Here is an 18,913-nt window from a genome sequence, read left to right as displayed (position 1 = left end):
AAATACATACTCAAAGTAGAAAATATTTGATTATTATAGATATTTCGTGCATTTTTAGGTTTCAACTACTTGCCCTTCAACTTTTTGCTATTCATTACGATGAATAAATGATTTATGACCATTCTATTAGAATAAACAACTACATATGACTACTTTTCATCATTTTCATGTGGTAGGCAAAGACTTATCCGATCGTTTTTTTAGAAAGCATTAACTTTTTCCTGCTCTTTGTACGTCTAAGTTAATGTATACAATTTGATAATGTGAAAAAGGAGCTTCTTTGGACATGAAAATAAGAAATGCATTTCAACACGAAGAGGTGTTTGTCCAATTTATTCGTGAACAAAAAGAGCGTTTTTACTTGCTCGCCTATAGCTATACCAAAAACGAACAGGACGCACTGGATGTTGTACAGGATAGTATTCAAAAGGCCATGCTTTCATTAGATCGTCTCGAGCATGTTACATATATGAAAAGTTGGTTTTATAAAATCGTTGTTCGTACAGCGATTGATTTTTTACGCAAGCATAAACGCTTACAAGTGACAGATGATGATACATTGCATTATTTAACGCCTGCCCAAGAAGATGTTTACGAAAATATCGATTTGGAGCATGCATTAGAGGAGCTTCCGCAAATGTATCGAGAGGTGATTATTCTTCATTATTTTGAGGATTTAAAACTCGCAGACGTTGCGCAGATTCTTGATATTAAGCTGAGTACAACCAAGTCGCGTCTTTATAAAGCATTGAAACTGTTGAAAATACAATTGGAAGATGTGAAAGGAGAAAGTACCCATGGATAAGAAATTACAAAATTTAGAAAAAAACTATGCAGAAATTCCAATTCCAAAGGAGCTAGACAGCATTGTAGAAAACGCGCTAAAGCAAGGCCGCAAAAAGAGAAAAAGACGTACTTCACAATGGCTACTGGGGACAGCCGCTGCGGCAATGCTGTTTACCGCTAGTTTAAATATGAGCCCTGCAATGGCACGAACGCTCTCAGAAATTCCTGTTGTGGGAAGTGTTGTGAAGGTTTTAACATGGACAGAATATAAGGTGGAAGAAGACGGTTATGATGCCACTATTCAAGTACCTACCATTGAAAACTTAGAAAATCAAGATCTTGCCCAGATATTAAATGAAAAATATCGCGCACAAGGAAAGGCATTGTATGAGGAATTTATCGCTGAAGTTGGTGATTTGAAGGCTAATGGGGGTGGTCATTTAGGTGTTGATAGCGGCTTTGAAGTTAAAACAGATAATGAGCAAATTTTATCCATTGGTCGTTATGTTGTAAATACCGTTGCCTCCTCTTCAACAGTGATAGAATACGATACCATTGATAAAGAACATGAAATTTTACTTACCTTGCCAATGCTTTTTAAAGATCAGCAATATATTGATATTATTAGTGACAATATTAAAGAGCAAATGCGTACGCAGATAGCCGAATCGAATCAGGAAAAAATCTATTGGGTGAAAGGTGCTGGTCTAGCGGATGAAGAGCTGATGGAGGAATTTACGACTATTAAGCCTAATCAGCAATTTTATATTTCTGATACTGGTAAGCTTATTATCTCCTTTGATAAATATGAAGTAGCACCGGGCTATATGGGTGTGGTGGAGTTTGAAATTCCAACCGCTATCCTAAAGGAAAATCTTGTTAGTATGACGTATATTCATTAATACAGGGAACTAGGGACGCTTTGTAACAAGCGTCTCTTTTTTGCTTATAAAGCTGGTGTTTTTTGTCTAAGCTAATATGTATCAATCAATGTTAGAGGGTTTTCATCATGAAAGATGTAGGATCAATCGGTATTTTACATGTTATCTTCTTATCAATGACTGTTATTGGCTTAAAAAACCATGTAACCATTCTTCCTCCACTACTGGATACAGCCCAACGAGATGGCTGGCTATCTGTGCTGTTTGCGGCAGTCATTCTGTTCTTTTGGCTATTTCTATTAGTGTATGTTCAAAAAAAAACACAACAGAAGCCTATAGGGGATTGGTTACATCAAAAAATTGGAAAAATCGGCGCTACTATTGTGATTTACACAATCGCCATTTATTTAATTATTGTAACTGCCTTTACAATGGTTGAAACGTTACAGTGGGTCAACACAACCTTTTTACCACAGACGCCTGTCATTATCCTATTATTTATTTATACCATCCTTTGTATCTTACTTGTAACAACAAGCTTACAAACCATGGTTATTTTAAATGTTTTTGTGCTCTTTGGTGTGGTAGTCTTTGGTTTTTTTGTAGCCTTTACCAATATACAAGTCAAAAACTATGATTTATTACGACCCTTTTTTGAGCATGGTTTCGAGCCTGTCATAAAGGGCATGATTTTTCCAGCATCGGGATTTATTGAGCTATTCATCCTCTTATTTTTACAGCATCAATATAAGGAACGTATTCGGTGGTATCACTTTGCTATTATGCTATTTATTCTAACGGGACTTACATTAGGGCCATTAATTGGCGCTATTACAGAATTCGGTCCAGTAGAAGCAGCTAAACAACGATACCCTGCCTATGAAGAATGGGGATTGGTGACAATTGGGCGCTATATTGAACATCTTGACTTTTTCTCGATTTATCAATGGCTCACAGGAACCTTTATTCGTGTTAGTTTCTTGCTTTATATCGTCGCCGATTTATTGAAAATGACGGGCAATCCTAAGCGTATATGGAACATGATTGCACCGCCCTTCTTTATTATTTGTTTGCCATTAATTATGTTGAATGAAAATTTATTTTTAAAGATCAAAGGAAACTATATCTTAACAACTACGTTTATTTTTTTCTTTGTGCTTTCTATTTTTTTCGTGATTATTGCTTCCTTGTCGGATAAATCTTCTCAAAAGGGGAAAACTGAAAAACAAGACATGGAAAGCGGTGAGTCATAATGCCTCAGCAAGAGCAGGCGCTAGAGCTTCATACGTTAAAACAATTATTTCAAAAATCAGCAGATATTCAATTTCAGGAATATACTTTTCATCAACAAAAGGTACACTTTATTACCTGTGATGCGATGATTGATCAGCAAATGCTGAACGAAGTTATTATGCAACGTATTCAGTATTTCTATGATCATTTAGAAGAGATTCCCTTTGAAGAAAATATTACGCGTCATCTTCATCTACCTAGTCTCAAAAAAGTACAGGACAAAGAACAGCTTATTACATTGGTCTATAGTGGTTTTTTGCTGCTCTATTTTGATAAAGACAAGCTGTTATACGCGTGTGATATTGCGAAAAAACCAAATCGCCAGCCTGAAGAAACACGCATGGAGGTAATTGTTAAAGGACCACGAGATAATTTTATTGAAGATATTCGTGTCAATATTGCTCTGCTACGTAAACGATTACCAACCAATTCTTTTTGCGTGGAAAAAATGGAGATTGGCAAACGCTCCAAAACAACGGTGGCAATTCTTTATTTTGATGATATTGTCGATATGGATATTTTACACGGCATAAAAAAGCAATTAGCAGCGATTGATACAGATATTATTTTTAGTGGCGATTTATTGATGGAGCGTGTCAATAAAAATTCCAAGCTATTTCCAAAATTTGATTACACGGGACGGCCTGATTATGCGGTGCAGGCATTAGCAAGAGGCAGATTTATTATTTTTGTGGATGGTGTGGCCTATGGCGTTGTTACACCTGTGAATTTATTTTTATTACTGAAATCTGCTGAGGATAATGAGTATCCCATTGTCTTTAGCTCATTAGAACGATTATTAAGGATTTTCGGGATTCTGATTGGCTTACTACTTCCTGCCTTTTGGCTTGCCTTAACAACCTATCATCAAAACCAATTACCGCTACAGCTACTAGCAACAGTTGTACAAGCGAAGGCAGGATTACCGCTTCCCTCTTCACTGGAAATGCTGCTGATGCTACTCATGTTTGAGCTATTTCGTGAGGCAGGCTTACGTCTACCCTCTGTTATCGGGGGCACAATTAGTGTTGTAGGAGGATTAATTATAGGGGATGCAGCAATTCGTGCAGGCGTCACAAGCCCTGAAATGATTGTCATCATCGCTATTTCTACGATTGCTTCCTTTACATTAGTCAATCAGTCCCTTGTGACATCCATTAGTATATTGCGTGTCGCCTTTATTTTAGCAAGTGCCTTTTTAGGATTGTTTGGCTTTTTTGTGTCGTTATACCTAACTTTTTTATACTTGTGCAATATTCGAATTTATGGTTATTCTTACATGAATTTAGCGACAGATCTAAATTGGATGACCATAAAAAAATCTATTTTCCGTCTATCTCCCAAAGGCTACTCAGAGCGTAATAAAGCACTTGCACCTCAAGATTTTACACGAACATCCAAAATTCCTAATCAAAAAGAACAATAAAGTGAGCCTTCAATCAGCGCGAGTTTTCGCACATCTCCTGCTGATTGGACGTTGCATTAACCTTTGTTTATACAGGCTGTAAGATCCCACTTAAACATAATGTATTAGCTTATGTTGTACAATGAGGGTCTTACAGTCTGTTATTATGGAAAAAAACCACCAGCATCCCTTTTAGAGAATGCTAGCGGTTTACAGTGATAAATTATACTTTAAACTTCCGTGCTTCTTCCTGTAATTCCTGAGCGTTTTCGCTTAACGCTGTCGCCACATTTGTCACTTCATTCATCGTTGCAGACTGCTCCTCCATTGCGGCTGCCACCGTATCAATATTGCTTGTGATATTTTTCGCACCTATGGCAATCTCTGTGACAGAGGCTGACACTTGCTCCGCACTGGCTGAAAGCTCCTCAGCCGTTGCCGATACCTCTTGAATTTGATGGGTCATTTCACCAACTGCTCCCACAATTGTTGCAAAGGACTCGCCAGCCTTGGTGATCACCACTACCCCATCCTGTACAGACGCCAGTGAATTGGTCATAGCACGTTCGACATTTTCCGTATCCTGCTGAATTTCTGTTGTAAGCATTGTAATACTATTTGCAGATGCCTTGGATTCCTCTGCCAGCTTACGCACCTCATCTGCCACAACGGCAAAGCCTTTCCCATGCTCCCCTGCACGCGCTGCTTCAATCGCTGCATTTAACGCTAACAAGTTGGTTTGTTCAGTTATATCCGTAATCACCTTCGTAATATTGCCAATTTCCTCTGTTTGCTTTGCCAGCTTTTGCACCAGCTCATTGACGGTAGAGGTTGACTCATTAATCGTATCCATTTGCTTTTTGGCATCCGCAATAATTTCTGTACCATTTGTTGCTGTCTCACTCGCATAAAGGGAAGAGGTGTGAAGCTGCTGGGAAGCCTCGGCAATACGCTGGATACCGTGTGCTGTCTCCTCCATGGCCACCGCACTTTCATTTGCTGCACCTGTCGCTAGTTGTGAGCTTTCTGCTGTTTCTGTTGCTTGTCTTGTCACATCCTCTGTGGTCGCTGCCATTTCCTCGGCACTTGCTGAAAGCTCCTCAGCGGATGCACTCAATTGCTCTGCATTGGATTGAATATGTACAATCAAATTACTTAAATTATTTTTCATCTCATTAAACACAGTACCTAATTGACCAATTTCATCATTGGATGTTATTTGCATATCCTCTTTTGATAAATCACCATTGCGAATAACCATTGCAACATCTATCATGCCTAATAATGGCTTTGTGATGGTACGACGTACATAAACCATTAAACCGATCGCAATTACTATACTAGTCACTAAAATAGCAATAGAGATTGTTCGTGCATTGAGAATAGCAGAGAAGGTGGACTCCTCAATCTCTTCCATTTGTGCCATTTGATATTCTTTCATCTGGGCGGCTATATCAAACAATTCTAAATTAGCCTTTGAAATGGTTGTATTCAGTATGGATGTTGCTTGTGCAATATTATCATTCTCCATAGCTGCGATTAATTTTGGCATTTCTGTATTGAATAGGTTATTAGAGTCATTTACTTGTGTCCATAGTTCCTTCATTTCCTGGGCTTTTAAATAACCCTCTAATGTTGCAATAGTATTGTCTAGCTCCTTTGCAGTGTTTAAAAGCTGTTCTTTATTTTCAGATGATGGATTTAAGATCAGCGCACGAATAAATACCTCTTGTGTAGCAATGGAAAAGCGGAGTTCTTCTATAAGAAGAAGCTGTTCTAAATGAGAATCCATCGCTTCTTTTGTTCGTTTGTCAATCGTATTTAAGTTGAAGATACTACTACCAATGGAAGCAGCTAATAAAAAAATAAAGGTAATAAAAGACAGGTTTAATTTTTTTCCTACGCTCATCATCAACACCCTTTTGTTGTATAGTTTTAGGATCGTTATTGTTAATTAAGCATCTGTGTTGATTGTATGTATTCTATTGAGGCTATGCTTGATTTGTTTTTGCTATAAGATAGTGATTTACCTTTTTACACTTTAGAGGATTTTTATACCATAAAGGTATACTATTTAAATGAAGTTATTCAGGATAAGGATAGTATCTTTTGAAGTTTATAGCTACAAATCACCTTGCTTTCTTGTAAATCTGTTAAATTATAAAACAAATATAAAATATTTTCAATTTAAATAATACTTAAATTTGTCTAAATCACCTATTGATGGAACCTCGAATAAGTGGCTTTATTCGAAGCTCTATTCAATATTCAGAAGAGAGAGCCTATAAACCTCTCACTAAATATTTCCCCCACTCTCTCATCGCTACCTTCTCTCCTGCCTCAGCCGCTCGCTTTAGCCAGTATTCACCATCCTCCACATGCTGCTCCATATGTTCACCTTTAATCAGGTAGATGCCTAATAGTCTCATGGCTACAAGTTCGTTTAATTCCTCAGCGGCTAGGCGAAGCCAGTTAACGCCCTCTTCTATATTTTGCCCTAAGCTATCCCCATGGATTAAACGATAGCCTAAAATTCTTGTCGCCACACTATCGCGACGATCAACTGCTAATCGTAGCCACTTTTCCCCCTCCGCTGAATTTTTTCCTAGTATTTCGCCATCAAGTAAACGAATCGCTAGATCAACCATCGCCCACAAGTTACCAAGCTTTGCAGATTGCCGTAGCCAGTACTCACCCTCCACAATATTTGGCGGTAAGCCAGTTCCTGTTAAAAAACTATAGGCTAATTCATTCATGGCTCCTGTATCCCCTAAATCAGCAGCTGCTTTTAGCCATTTTATGCCTTCCTGGGCCTTATTTTTTTCCTTTTCTTCAATAAAATCAATGACATTTGATGTTTGTTCTGTAGTCGTCTGTTCCTCTTGCTCGAATCCTAGTGATTTAGAAAGCTGATTGAATAACGAGAATTTTTTCTTTTTATCATTATCTTCATGCAATGGTAAACCCTCCAGTCTGTTTTAATATCGTTTTAGCCCTGTATATTAATAGCTCAGGATACTAAAAATATATTTTCTTTGCAAAAATTTAACTCCTTTTATAAATGAAACAAATACTAGCCTGTCTAAAATCCTTTGATTAAATAGTTTTCGGCTATAAAAATTTCCTTCATTATTAGTAAAATTTTATTATTTTTATTTTAATACCTTTTTATGAGGTATTTTAAACAATTAGGTAGCACCCTAAAAAATAGCATCCCCTCAACGATATGTAAGAGAATGCTATTTTTTATCATTTTCCGATAGAACATCTCCACTTTAAGGAACGTGAAGGGGATACCCTGTGAGTAAATGGGAGATAATGTCGGTAGGCGTTAGCCTAAATTGTCACACAATTAGAACGTATGTGCTCTAATGAACCTGTACAGATTGCTCTTTGAAAACTGAGGACAGGAGGTTATAACAAGAAAGTTCGTCTGTTATATAAAATCTTTAACGTTCTATCGCTCTGTCTAGCCGAAAAGCGAAAACCAAGCAGTACGCTAGACAGCGGAGTCTAACGTACAATCATTGCAAGTGTTTCACTACGGGTAGAGCCTGCTACTATAACTAGACGTTGGTCTGGTGTTCGCAGGAATCCCACATTTCTATAAGTGGGGGAGTTCAAGTTAGCTCAACAAAATCTTTTGGTACGGATTGTTCCTTACGAAATTGAATATGGTGAAGCTTGGCAAAGATACCATTTTGCGCAACAAGCTCGTCATATGTGCCATCTTCCTCAATGCCATTCGGTGTTACTACAAGTACACGGTCTGCATTGCGAATTGTCGCTAAACGGTGTGCAATCACAAGCGTTGTACGATTTTCCGCTAGCTCTGTTAAGGATTGCTGAATAATCATTTCTGTCTCCGTATCTAGTGCAGAGGTTGCTTCATCTAAAATTAAGATCGGTGGATTTTTCAGGAACATACGGGCAATTGCTAGTCGTTGCTTTTGACCACCTGATAATTTTAAGCCACGTTCACCAATTTGCGTATCATAGCCATCTGGCAGCTCTGCAATAAATGCCTCTAAATGAGCCTTTTTCGCTGCCTCTCGAATTTCTTCCTCACTTGCACCTAGCTTGCCATATGCAATGTTTTCACGAATTGTGCCAGTAAACAAAAAGACATCTTGCTGCACAATACCAATTTGAGCGCGCAGTGAAGCCTGGGTCATATTGCGTATATCGATTCCATCAATCGTAATTGCACCTTTTGTCACTTCATAGAATCTCGGAATTAACGAACAGATAGTCGTTTTACCCGCTCCCGATGGCCCTACAAAGGCAATGGTTTGCCCTGCTCGAATATCAAATGAAATATCCTGTAAAACTTGCTTCGACGTATCATAATTAAAATCCACTTGGTTAAATGAAATATTACCATCTAAATGCTTGATTGCCTTTGCATTCTTACGATCTTGAATTTCTGGCGTCTGCTCAATTAATTCACGGAAACGCTTAAAGCCAGCCATCCCCTTCGGATAAAGCTCTAATAAGGCACTAATTTTATCAATTGGTTTAATGAGTACATTGGTATACAATACAAAGCTGACAAGCTCTCCATAAGAAAGTTTGCCATTGAAGCTGAGCCAAGCACCAACAACGAGCACCACTAATGTTAACAGACGTGTCATCATATAAATGCTGGAATGCGTGCCTGCCATAATTTTATAGGCATATAATTTAGCTGCACGGAAAAAGCCGTTTTGCTCTTTAAAGCGGTTAATTTCAAACGCTTCATTCGTAAAGGATTTCACAACGCGTGCACCTGATACACTATCTTCCACACGGCCATTGACATCCGCAATTTTGCCATACATCGTTTTCCAGGCATTATTCATTTTTATATTACTAAATGTTACAAGCCATGTTAAAAACGGCACCATAATTACCGCAATTAGTGCGAGTGTTGGGTTGACATTAAACATAATTGCAAAAGCTCCAATAAAGGTCATAATGGCAATAAACAAATCCTCAGGTCCATGATGGGCAAACTCCCCTATATCAAATAAATCATTGGTAATACGACTCATAATATGACCTGTCTTCGTATTATCAAAGAAACGGAATGATTGCCTTTGCACATGTGTAAATAATTCTTGCCGCATATCGGTCTCAATATTGATGCCTAGTTTATGGCCTAAATAGTTGACGATAAAGTTCAAGAGTGTACTAATAGCATAAACAAGCAGCAATAATAGACTGACTTTGACAATCATACTCCAATCACCTGTTGGCAATAGCTTATCAATAAACCATTGTACAGCTAATGGAAATGCAAGCTCTAAAATAGCGACAATAATAGCACTTGAAAAATCAATGATAAATAATCGCTTATGAGGCTTATAGTAGGAAAAAAATTTTCTATACATGCTTGTCTCCCTTCTAGTTGTAAAAATTTCACCTGTTGTTAATAGTATCATTTCTACAATTGTAATGGAAAATATTTTTTCTATAACGGTATATTTTTATTTACATATTCTCTGCTATATGTTATTATCTAACTAAGAATTGAATAGCTTTTGACTTTATTGTCAAGGGGGAGTAGCTAGCAGATGCGAACGAAGCATCTGGTTTCACATTCGTCATTACATGGTTTAATACCATCGGGTGTGATAGCATTTTTTGTATAACAAGTTATACATTGCTTAGCAAGACCTTTGCCTATTTTTTAGGCAGGGGTCTTTTTCTTTTGCTTAAAATAGGTAAAAATAGGTTAGAAGCACATCATTCATTTCTGTTCAATGAATAAAGGAGGAACGATTTTGGAAGCAATTTTATTAGAATACGCATGGGTACTTGTCGTATTAATCGTACTAGAAGGGTTATTGGCGGCAGATAATGCTGTTGTTATGGCGGTTATGGTGAAGCATTTACCAAAAGTTCAACAACAAAAAGCATTATTATATGGCTTAGCTGGGGCATTTATTTTCCGCTTTATTGCCTTATTCTTAATCACAACCCTTGTGAACTTTTGGCAAATCCAAGCGGTTGGTGCCATTTATCTACTATTTATATCCATTAAGCATATTTATGAATCCTGGAAAGCATCATCCGATGATTCAGAGGAACTGAAGGAGCCTAAAAAGCAATCTGGCTTTTGGATGACGGTTGTAAAGGTTGAACTTGCGGATATCGCGTTTGCGGTGGATTCCATTCTAGCAGCAGTCGCAATTGCTGTAACACTTCCACATATCGGTGATTTTGATATTGGGGGCATTAACGCAGGACCATTTGCAGTGATGTTCTTAGGTGGTATTATTGGTGTGATTATGATGCGATTTGCCGCTCGTTGGTTTGTAACAGTTCTCGAAAGATTTCCTTCTCTTGAAACAGCTGCCTTTCTGATCGTAGGTTGGGTTGGTGTAAAATTAGCTGTTTTAACATTAGGACATGAAAAATTAGAACTGATTCCACATGAGTTTCCACATTCTACATTGTGGAAAGCTACCTTCTGGATCGTCTTAATCGCCATTGCACTTGGTGGCTACTTAATCGGTCTTAAAAATCAGAAAAAACAAGCATAATGTCGAAAAAAATCGCCTCAACAACAGTTGAAGCGATTTTTTCTTTTTGTCAGAAAGTGCGCGAATTTTCTAATTGATAACGGATATCAATTAACTTTTGCATGTTTTGCTCTTAATTTTAAAATTTTTGTCCATTACGATAGCTACACTGTATACTAGAGCTGTAGGCATTTACTTCAAAGGGAGGAAACTTATATGTTATCTGAAAAATTACACACAGCACTAAATGAACAAATGAATTTTGAATTTTACTCTGCGCACGCTTATATGGCAATGGCAGCCTATTGTACAGATCAAGATTATGATGGCTTTGCTAATTTCTTTTTAGTACAAGCTGAGGAAGAACGTTTCCATGCAATGAAATTTTATAATTTTTTAAGCGATATGGGCTACCGCGCAACCATTCATGGCTTTGATAGCCCAGGCAATCATTTTGAATCGATTTTAGATGCCTTCAAAACAGCTCTTTCTCATGAAAAAGAAGTAACACGCCGTATTTATAATTTATCTGACATTGCTTTAGATGAGCGCGAGCATGCGACAATGGCCTTTTTAAAATGGTTTATCGATGAGCAAGTAGAAGAAGAATCAACATTTGATACATTAATTCGCAAAATTGAGCGTATCGAAAATGACTCCAATGCTATCTTTATGTTGGATGCAGAATTAGCAAACCGCACGTTTTCACCAGAAGCAGAAGCGTAAACTTTATGCACAATAAAGCCGCTTTACATTTTGCAGATAAGGCATAAAATACATGTTGATCTGCACAAGTAAAGTGGTTTTTTGCCTAAAAAATCAACGCTTCTTTTCGTTTATAATAACTATCTAGCTTTTTCTTTGATAAGGCTTTACAGCTTCACTTGCTTTAAAGTTATAAACTGGCTTAATCACTTTGACTATATCGACTGTGTCCTCAATAACAGCTGTAATTTCTGCCATTGGTTTATAGGCCATTGGAGCCTCATCTAATGTTTCCTCATTGACGGAAGTTGACCAAATGCCCTGCATGGTTTCTTTAAAGTCGTCCATATTTAAGGCTTTTTTGGCGGCGCGACGTGAAAACATACGCCCTGCTCCATGGGGCGCTGAATAATTCCAATCTGCATTGCCTTTTCCTATGCAAATCAGCGACCCATCCCGCATATTCATTGGAATGACCAGCTTTTCTCCTTTATTGGCACGAACAGCACCCTTCCGCAATGTCATTGTTTCCGTATCAATATAGTTATGAATCGTATCAAATGTCTCTGTAAACTGCCACCCCATATGCTCAGCAATTGTTTTAGCGATTGTCCAACGATTCATGCGTGCATACTGCTGGGCAATCTTCATATCGTGAATATAATCATCGAAAAGATCACCCTCTAAATAAGCTAAATCCTTTGGAATTACAGGATTTTGCGCTTTATAGCTTTGAATCATGCGCTGAATTTCTTGGGCTCGCCCTTGCTGCTTCAGCTCCGCTATTTTTTCCGTTAAATCTTGGCGGCGTAAACTTTCATAGGCTCTTTTTTGATGCCAATTGGCTACCTTTGCCCCTACATAGCGGGAGCCTGTGTGAATAAGCAAATAATAGCGATCCGCTTCATCCTTTGCGAGCTCAATGAAATGATTGCCTCCGCCAAGCGTTCCTAATGATAAATTTGTATAATCATCCTTTAAGCCAGTCGCTCGAAATTGCTTGCTGTCAAATTCCAAAAAATGACGTGTTGGCGATACATCTTGGTGAATATCCTGCCCGCTTGGGATATAGGTTCGAATGATTGTATCAAGCTTTGCATAATCAACCATTGATGCATCTATCTCCGCGACAAATACACCGCAGCCTACATCAACACCTACAAGATTTGGTACAACACAATCCTGCAACTGAATCGTCGTACCAATTACACAGCCTTTTCCTGCATGATAATCAGGCATAATTCGTATTGTTGTGCCTGCCATAAAGGGCTGATTGATCAATTCTTGAATTTGGTCGATAGCTGTTTGTAATGCCGTTTGTGCATAAATTTTAGCGCCTGTATAGCGTCCAGTCATTTCAATCATTTAAATACCTCCTTTCTTTCTATACGAAAAACATCCCTATTTGTTTCATTTATAAAAAACGCTCTACAAGCCTATATACTTGTAGAACGTTTAGTGCAGATCTATTCTTCATATTGTATCGTTAATTTATTAGGGATTTCTGGTATATCATTGGATTTCACATCTTCTTCCTTTAAGTTCAATATATACAGTGGATATTTGTCTTGCACAACAAAAGGAATGGCCACATTTTCCGTATTCTTAACCTGACTTCGTGCCAGTAATCCATTGTAGGATAGATCAATGTCTAAAATGGCCTGCATCGTATCTTCAAGCATGTTAAGATCTTTGGCTTTTAGAGGAAGTTGCTCACTCATTAAAAATGGCTGCAAATGATCTTTCATATAGCCCTGAGCTTCCATCAAGCATGAAAATTCATTTAATTTATCCGTATAGAGCTTTAATTGACGCCTCTCTTTTGCACGCTGCTGGTTTAATTTTTGTGCTTTATGCTCAACATGTGCCAAACGCGCTCTTACTAACTCCATTAAGTGCTGCTGGATATCCTGCATAATTTGCAGTACGGAGGTCTCAGCTTGCTGGATTTTATCATATTGGGCAACACAAATAACCTGTTGCTCATTTAACTTATTCACACGTTCCTTGAAAAATTCATTTTGGGTATGCTGACCAAAAATCGCCTTCATAAGCCCCTTTCCATGAATTTTTTTATGCTGTACATCTAAACGCTCATATTCGTGTATATATTCACTATGCATATTGCGGTATTCTCGTAGCATTTGCTGATAGTGTACAGCAATTTCTGTAAATTCTTCGACCTTTTCATCCTGTAAATAATCATGCTGTGCAATCGTTTGTAAGAGCTGATACAGTGTTTGAACCTTTTTGAAGGTATTGGCTACCTGCTCATATTCTTGCTCATATTCCTGAACAATCGCTAAATCACGTTGATAGCGAGAAAATTCATATTGTGTATCACCTGTATACCTTTCAATATGCTCAGCAGCTGATTGGAATGGATCGCGCTGGGGAATAACCGTTAATTCAAAGCGGAATCGTTCCAGCCATTGCAAAAAGCGAATTAAAATAGCATAGGTTTTTTTATCACTATTTTTAGCAACACGGTGAATCTCATTAATTAAATAGTCGTACTGGCTTTTTTGCCAAAGCTCTTGATTATTCGTTTGCTTAGCCTCCAAGGCATTTCTGGCAGAAACCGCAAGAAAATTACTCATTAAATGACCGATTCGTTGCTGCTCTGCTTTCATAAAGGCATCAGCATCGTCAACGGCATCAATACCATTAATCACGCATAAAGGTTCAACCCCTTTGTTTTTTAACGACTCTATCAATAACAGCTCCGCATCAATCGCCATAGAACCGGCACGTAAAGTCCAAAAGATTTCATCCACACGCTTGAGCAATGCCTCCGAAAAATAGGCCATTTCTCCTCCCCCTGCCTCTAATGAAACAGAGTCAATAATCGTCACCGATTTTAATAGATCATTTTTCACATAGACTTCCAGATAGTCTAAATGTTCACGTAAAATTTGAGAGGCAAATGTATCGCCAGTCGTTAACAACTCTAATTTGCTCATATCAAAGGTAGCCACAACCCCATCTAAAAAATACGCTTTAATCTCCTCATGTTCGCCATATCTTATAAATGTATTGACACCTGTTGGATGTTGATCACTTACGAATAACACCTCACGGCCAAGAAGCCCATTTACAAGTGTTGTCTTTCCCACTCGCTCCTTTCCAACAATAAGAATCATCGTCTGGTTATTTGCATCCCGAATAATGCGATCTAAATGTTTCACAGTATCTTTCACATATGTATTTTGGACAATGATGCTATATAGTTGTCGTAGCTGATCAACAAGTTGCGGCAACGTATTATTCGCTGAGGTTGTAGCTTCGTTTGGCGTATTATTATTATTCGTCATCCTCAATACCTCTTTTCATATGTATCTATAATTTCATTATAAATGAAACTATTGCTTTTCTAATACATCAATCATTGAAAAAAGGACAATATACTTAGACGTTTCGTTCATAAATAGGAATTCGTTCTCACTCTACTCTAACGCCTATTCGTTGGATGATTTATTACTCAGACTAAAAGAAATAGCTACCTCCCCCATTATTACCGTAAAATCGCCAAAATTATTAAGCTTCATGATAGAGCACTCTTAACCAGATGACCTTTCTCCTAGGAAATAGGGTGTTATCCCCTCTATTTGTCACTTCCAAAAATATCAAAAATAAAAGAACCTCTCCCCCATTGCAGGGAAGAAGATTCTCTTTAAATGCTGCAAGCCCATTCATCTATTAAAGCAGGCAGGTCATCCTCTTTTATATATGATCGGGATTTTTTTAATCCTTCTAATGATCAGCTCCATTTTCTCTCTTACCTGTGCAATCGCTATAGTTCCTTCTATTGTTTCACTCTTTCTTTAACATCTTCTACATCACCAATCCGCACGCACAACCAGTATAGTTACTTTTTTAAAACGAAAAAATTACTTCGTTTCAAAAAGTTCAGTTTTTATAAAGCTTCATTACCAGTCTTTGGTGTAGAAACACACCATTGACATTTCATCGATAATTGTTGATCGAGCAATTTTGCTGAAAGAGTCCCGTTCATTTTTTCCATCAAGCTTTTGGCAATAGATAGGCCTAGTCCTGTGCCTTTGCCCTTTCTTGCTTGATCGGCTTTGTAAAAACGGTCAAATAGATGAAAAAGGTCTTGCTCTTGTAATTGTGGTGCTGGATTGCTAATGATCAGCTCCGTGCATGATGGTGTTTGATGGAGGGCGATGGTAACGTGCCCCACCGAATGCTTTAAAGCGTTGGTCACTAAGTTTTCAATGACTCGCTTGAGTGCTGATGGGTCTGCCTTCACCCTTACCATTTCTTCTGGCATATGAATAGTTGGCTCGATCTGCTGTTGGTTAAATGCTTCATAAAAGCTAACTAACACCTCTAACACCAAATCATTCAATTGAACCCATTCCATCTTTAATAAATAGTCGGTAGACTCAATAACGGATAGCTCAAAAAAATCTTCCAATAATACTTTTAGCCTTAATGCACTTGATTTGACAATGCGCATATACTCCTGGCGTATGTGAGGAGGAATCGTTTCATCCTCTAAAAATTGCACATAGCCTAAAATAGAGGTCATCGGTGTACGAATATCATGTGAAATATTGGAAATCGCCTGCTTAAGCTCATTTTCTGTTCTTTTTTGCTCAGCAATCGCCTGCTTTGTTTCATCTATTTCATGATTAATTTCCTCTGCTAGCCGTTCAAAATCTTTATCATAAAGGCTAAGATTAATTTTCTTCGTAGTTTGCTGCTTATGTCGTTGTTGTAATTGCTTCGTTGCACTGCGTATTTCCTTTTTCAAACATAGAAAGCGGGCGAGAAGACATATTGTGATAAAGCTTAAAACGATGACCACATATAGCATTTTCTCCCCCACCTCCCTGTTTATTTAATTTCTTTTTTCTGAAATACAATACTTCCTAAAATACCGAAAACAATAAAGGTAATGATGGGCATCATGATTAATTGCACCAGCTCAGCACCATGTATGGTCTCTATGCGTCCAATATCTAAAAACAGCTTAAAGATCGAGGAGTTAAAAACGACCTCAAATACTGGAAAGAAGTGACTTAATGTATACAATAGACTATCCAACAGCAAGAAAAAGAACAGCATAAAGCCAATGGCCTTCCCACTCTCCGTAAAAATTGTAGCAAATAAAGCCATAATGGATGCAAAAGCGATTGTATAAAGAGCAGTTAAGCCAACTGTGCTTGCAAAATAGCTAAGTGTAGGCATCCCATTAAAATGCAGAAAAATAGCCACAGCTCCTGTAAACACAAAAGGAAAGACAAATGCAATCAAAATGGCTCCAATCGAGTAGACCATTAATTTTGCAAAATAAATACGCACTCTACTATTTCCTGACGCGACAATGCTTTTCATCGTGCCCATTGCATATTCACTGGAAATAAAGAACCCTCCTAGTACACAGGGCACCAGTCTTATAATATAATTATTGCCCCCAAGAATCGTCTGACGGTAAAAGTCATTAACCGCTATAGTATCTGCACCTTCATCAAATATAATTAACAACGGATAGGAGAGGCTAATTACTATTAGAATAATAAGCAATGTCCATAGTGAGCGATCCTTCCTAAGCTTATACCATTCTGACTTGATCACATTATTCATGATAAATACCTCCAATGCGCTCCATAAAATAGGACTCTAAATCCTGACCCATTGGCATAAATTGTTCAATAATAAGCCCTTCATTGACAAGCGTTGAAGAAACTTTTCCAGGCGTATCTACATAACGATATAGCTTAATACAGCCATCTGGCATTACTTCAAAGTTATTTGTCGCAAGAGTCGTTTCCAGAATCGCCGCAGCCTTCTCAGGATTGCTTACCTTAATATGCAGAAATTGCTGACATTGATGATTCAGCTCTTCTACCGTTAATTGCTCCAATAAATCACCTTTATGGATAATGCCATAATGCGTAGCAAGTAAATGAAGCTCACTTAGTAAATGGCTTGAAATTAAAATGGTCATACCATATTCACGATTTAATTTTTTCAGCAGTTCTCGTACTTCAACAACCCCCATTGGGTCTAAACCATTGATTGGTTCATCTAAAATCAGAAACTCTGGGTCTCCCAGTAAGGAGATGGCTATACCTAAGCGTTGTTTCATGCCCAATGAAAAATTTTTTGCCTTCTTTTTCCCTGTATCCTGAAGACCTACAATGGCTAATGCCTTTTCTACGCAGTCTTTCCCTGGAATGCCCTTTAACAGCCTGTGAGCTTCTAAATTTTCAGCCGCTGTCATATATGGGTATAATGCAGGCCCCTCAATCATTGTTCCGATACGTTTGCGCGCTTCCACTAGCGCTGATCCATGACTATAGCCAAACAATTCAATTGATCCCGCAGTTGGCATAGCAAGACCTGAAACAATGCGAATCAGGGTAGATTTCCCAGCACCGTTTTGTCCAATAAAGCCGTAAATAGAGCCTTTTTTGATGGAAAGATTGACTTTATGTAAAGCGATTTGTTTGTTAAATTGCTTCGTTAAATGACTTGTTTTCAATATATAATCCGTCATATAATCCCTCCTTCTATGATACATCAAGTATAAAAAGGAAGTATTAATAAAGACTTAAGGCAATTCTTAAAAAAAGCTTAAGTTTTCAATCGATACCCCATCCCCCAAACCGTTTCAATATAGTCCTCCTCTGGATTCACCGCTGCTAATTTACTACGGATATTACTAATATGGACATTGATGGTGTTATCATCCCCATAATAGGTCTCCTGCCACACACTTTCAAACATATTTTTCTTTGTAAACACCTTCTTCGGTGATGCCATAAGAAGCACAAATATCTCATATTCCCGAGCGGTAAAATTCAACGCTTCCCCTTTGATAAAAACAGCTTTTGCATCTTGGTCAACCTCTACATCCTTATGGACAAGTCGCTTTGTTGCTGGCTGCCTTGTAATACGTTGGTATCTTCTTAAGTGGGAGTCGATTCTTGCCGATACTTCTTCAATATCAAAGGGCTTTGTAATATAATCATCCGCTCCTGTTCGTAACATGCCTATTTTTGTTTGTTGGTCTAACTTGGCAGAAATAATAATAATCGGTATAGGACTTTGTGCTGTAATGTTTGTCAGTAGCTCATCTCCAGACATCCCTGGCAGCATAAGATCAAGGAGTATCATATCCCATTCCGCCTTTTCCAAATAGAGCATTGCCTCTGTTCCTGAAAAAGCAGGTTGAGGAAAATAGCCATTTTTCTTAATAATACTACAGAGCAATTGGTTAATCGCATCATCATCTTCCACCACTAAAATATTTACTTTTTCTGTCATCGCCTAATCCCTCCTACTTTTTATAGGGCATCTTAATG

At 37.9% G+C, this 18,913-nt stretch carries 15 protein-coding genes; 6 read left to right on the top strand and 9 right to left on the bottom strand.

Features of this window, described 5'->3' with window-relative positions; genetic code table 11:
- Positions 1-286 precede the first annotated feature (286 nt).
- From ADM90_RS08695 to ADM90_RS08680, 4 genes are all read left to right on the top strand, one after another.
- Entirely contained in the window at positions 287-805 is a 519-nt protein-coding gene (locus ADM90_RS08695; RefSeq protein WP_053994583.1) for an RNA polymerase sigma factor, read from the top strand.
- Entirely contained in the window at positions 798-1,688 is an 891-nt protein-coding gene (gene rsiV, locus ADM90_RS08690) for a DUF3298 and DUF4163 domain-containing protein (protein ID WP_053994582.1), read from the top strand. The genes ADM90_RS08695 and rsiV overlap by 8 nt, the downstream gene beginning before the upstream one ends.
- A gap of 107 nt (positions 1,689-1,795) precedes the next feature.
- Positions 1,796-2,920, top strand: coding sequence for an endospore germination permease (locus tag ADM90_RS08685; RefSeq protein ID WP_053994581.1), 1,125 nt, complete (start codon positions 1,796-1,798; stop codon positions 2,918-2,920).
- Positions 2,920-4,386 carry a spore germination protein gene (locus tag ADM90_RS08680; protein WP_053994580.1) on the top strand — a complete coding sequence of 489 codons (1,467 nt, stop codon included), beginning with the start codon at positions 2,920-2,922 and terminating at the stop codon, positions 4,384-4,386. Before ADM90_RS08685 ends, ADM90_RS08680 begins: the two co-directional genes overlap by 1 nt.
- 202 nt (positions 4,387-4,588) lie before the next feature.
- Here ADM90_RS08680 and ADM90_RS08675 read toward each other — a convergent pair whose 3' ends face one another.
- The 3 genes from ADM90_RS08675 to ADM90_RS08665 all read right to left on the bottom strand — a co-directional run bounded on the left by ADM90_RS08675 (position 4,589) and on the right by ADM90_RS08665 (position 9,737).
- Complete coding sequence (locus tag ADM90_RS08675; protein ID WP_053994579.1) at positions 4,589-6,274, bottom strand: methyl-accepting chemotaxis protein; 1,686 nt, start codon at positions 6,272-6,274, stop codon at positions 4,589-4,591.
- 373 nt (positions 6,275-6,647) lie between these two features.
- Positions 6,648-7,322 carry a tetratricopeptide repeat protein gene (locus ADM90_RS08670; protein ID WP_053994578.1) on the bottom strand — a complete coding sequence of 225 codons (675 nt, stop codon included), beginning with the start codon at positions 7,320-7,322 and terminating at the stop codon, positions 6,648-6,650.
- 663 nt (positions 7,323-7,985) lie between these two features.
- Positions 7,986-9,737: an ABC transporter ATP-binding protein gene (locus ADM90_RS08665; protein WP_053994577.1), complete on the bottom strand. Its 1,752-nt coding sequence runs from the start codon at positions 9,735-9,737 to the stop codon at positions 7,986-7,988.
- A 393-nt stretch (positions 9,738-10,130) separates the two neighbouring features.
- On the opposite strand from ADM90_RS08665, the gene ADM90_RS08660 reads away from it, so the two are divergent.
- A complete protein-coding gene (locus ADM90_RS08660; protein ID WP_053994576.1) occupies positions 10,131-10,892 on the top strand; it encodes a TerC family protein in 762 nt (253 codons plus the stop codon).
- A 195-nt stretch (positions 10,893-11,087) separates the two neighbouring features.
- Positions 11,088-11,597 (top strand): ferritin, encoded by a 510-nt coding sequence (locus tag ADM90_RS08655; RefSeq protein WP_053994575.1) that lies wholly within the window; start codon positions 11,088-11,090, stop codon positions 11,595-11,597.
- A 123-nt stretch (positions 11,598-11,720) separates the two neighbouring features.
- On the opposite strand, the gene ADM90_RS08650 is transcribed toward ADM90_RS08655, so the two are convergent.
- From ADM90_RS08650 to ADM90_RS08625, 6 genes are all read right to left on the bottom strand, one after another.
- Positions 11,721-12,941, bottom strand: coding sequence for an RtcB family protein (locus ADM90_RS08650; protein WP_053994574.1), 1,221 nt, complete (start codon positions 12,939-12,941; stop codon positions 11,721-11,723).
- A gap of 101 nt (positions 12,942-13,042) precedes the next feature.
- Positions 13,043-14,890 carry a P-loop NTPase family protein gene (locus ADM90_RS08645; protein WP_053994573.1) on the bottom strand — a complete coding sequence of 616 codons (1,848 nt, stop codon included), beginning with the start codon at positions 14,888-14,890 and terminating at the stop codon, positions 13,043-13,045.
- A gap of 602 nt (positions 14,891-15,492) precedes the next feature.
- On the bottom strand, positions 15,493-16,419 hold the full coding sequence (locus ADM90_RS08640; protein ID WP_053994572.1) for a sensor histidine kinase: 927 nt from the start codon (positions 16,417-16,419) through the stop codon (positions 15,493-15,495).
- A 20-nt stretch (positions 16,420-16,439) separates the two neighbouring features.
- Positions 16,440-17,189 (bottom strand): ABC transporter permease, encoded by a 750-nt coding sequence (locus ADM90_RS08635; RefSeq protein WP_053994571.1) that lies wholly within the window; start codon positions 17,187-17,189, stop codon positions 16,440-16,442.
- The gene (locus ADM90_RS08630; protein ID WP_053994570.1) at positions 17,182-18,105 is read right to left on the bottom strand and encodes an ATP-binding cassette domain-containing protein; all 924 of its coding nucleotides are present in this window, start codon (positions 18,103-18,105) and stop codon (positions 17,182-17,184) included. Before ADM90_RS08630 ends, ADM90_RS08635 begins: the two co-directional genes overlap by 8 nt.
- Before the next feature lie 77 nt (positions 18,106-18,182).
- Positions 18,183-18,875: a response regulator transcription factor gene (locus tag ADM90_RS08625; RefSeq protein WP_053994569.1), complete on the bottom strand. Its 693-nt coding sequence runs from the start codon at positions 18,873-18,875 to the stop codon at positions 18,183-18,185.
- Positions 18,876-18,913 lie beyond the last annotated feature (38 nt).

It is taken from the genome of Lysinibacillus macroides (assembly GCF_001281525.1).
Classification (GTDB): Bacteria; Bacillota; Bacilli; order Bacillales_A; family Planococcaceae; genus Lysinibacillus; species Lysinibacillus macroides.
Note: the sequence above shows the minus strand (reverse complement) of the source record. Positions and strands in the feature narration are given on the sequence as shown.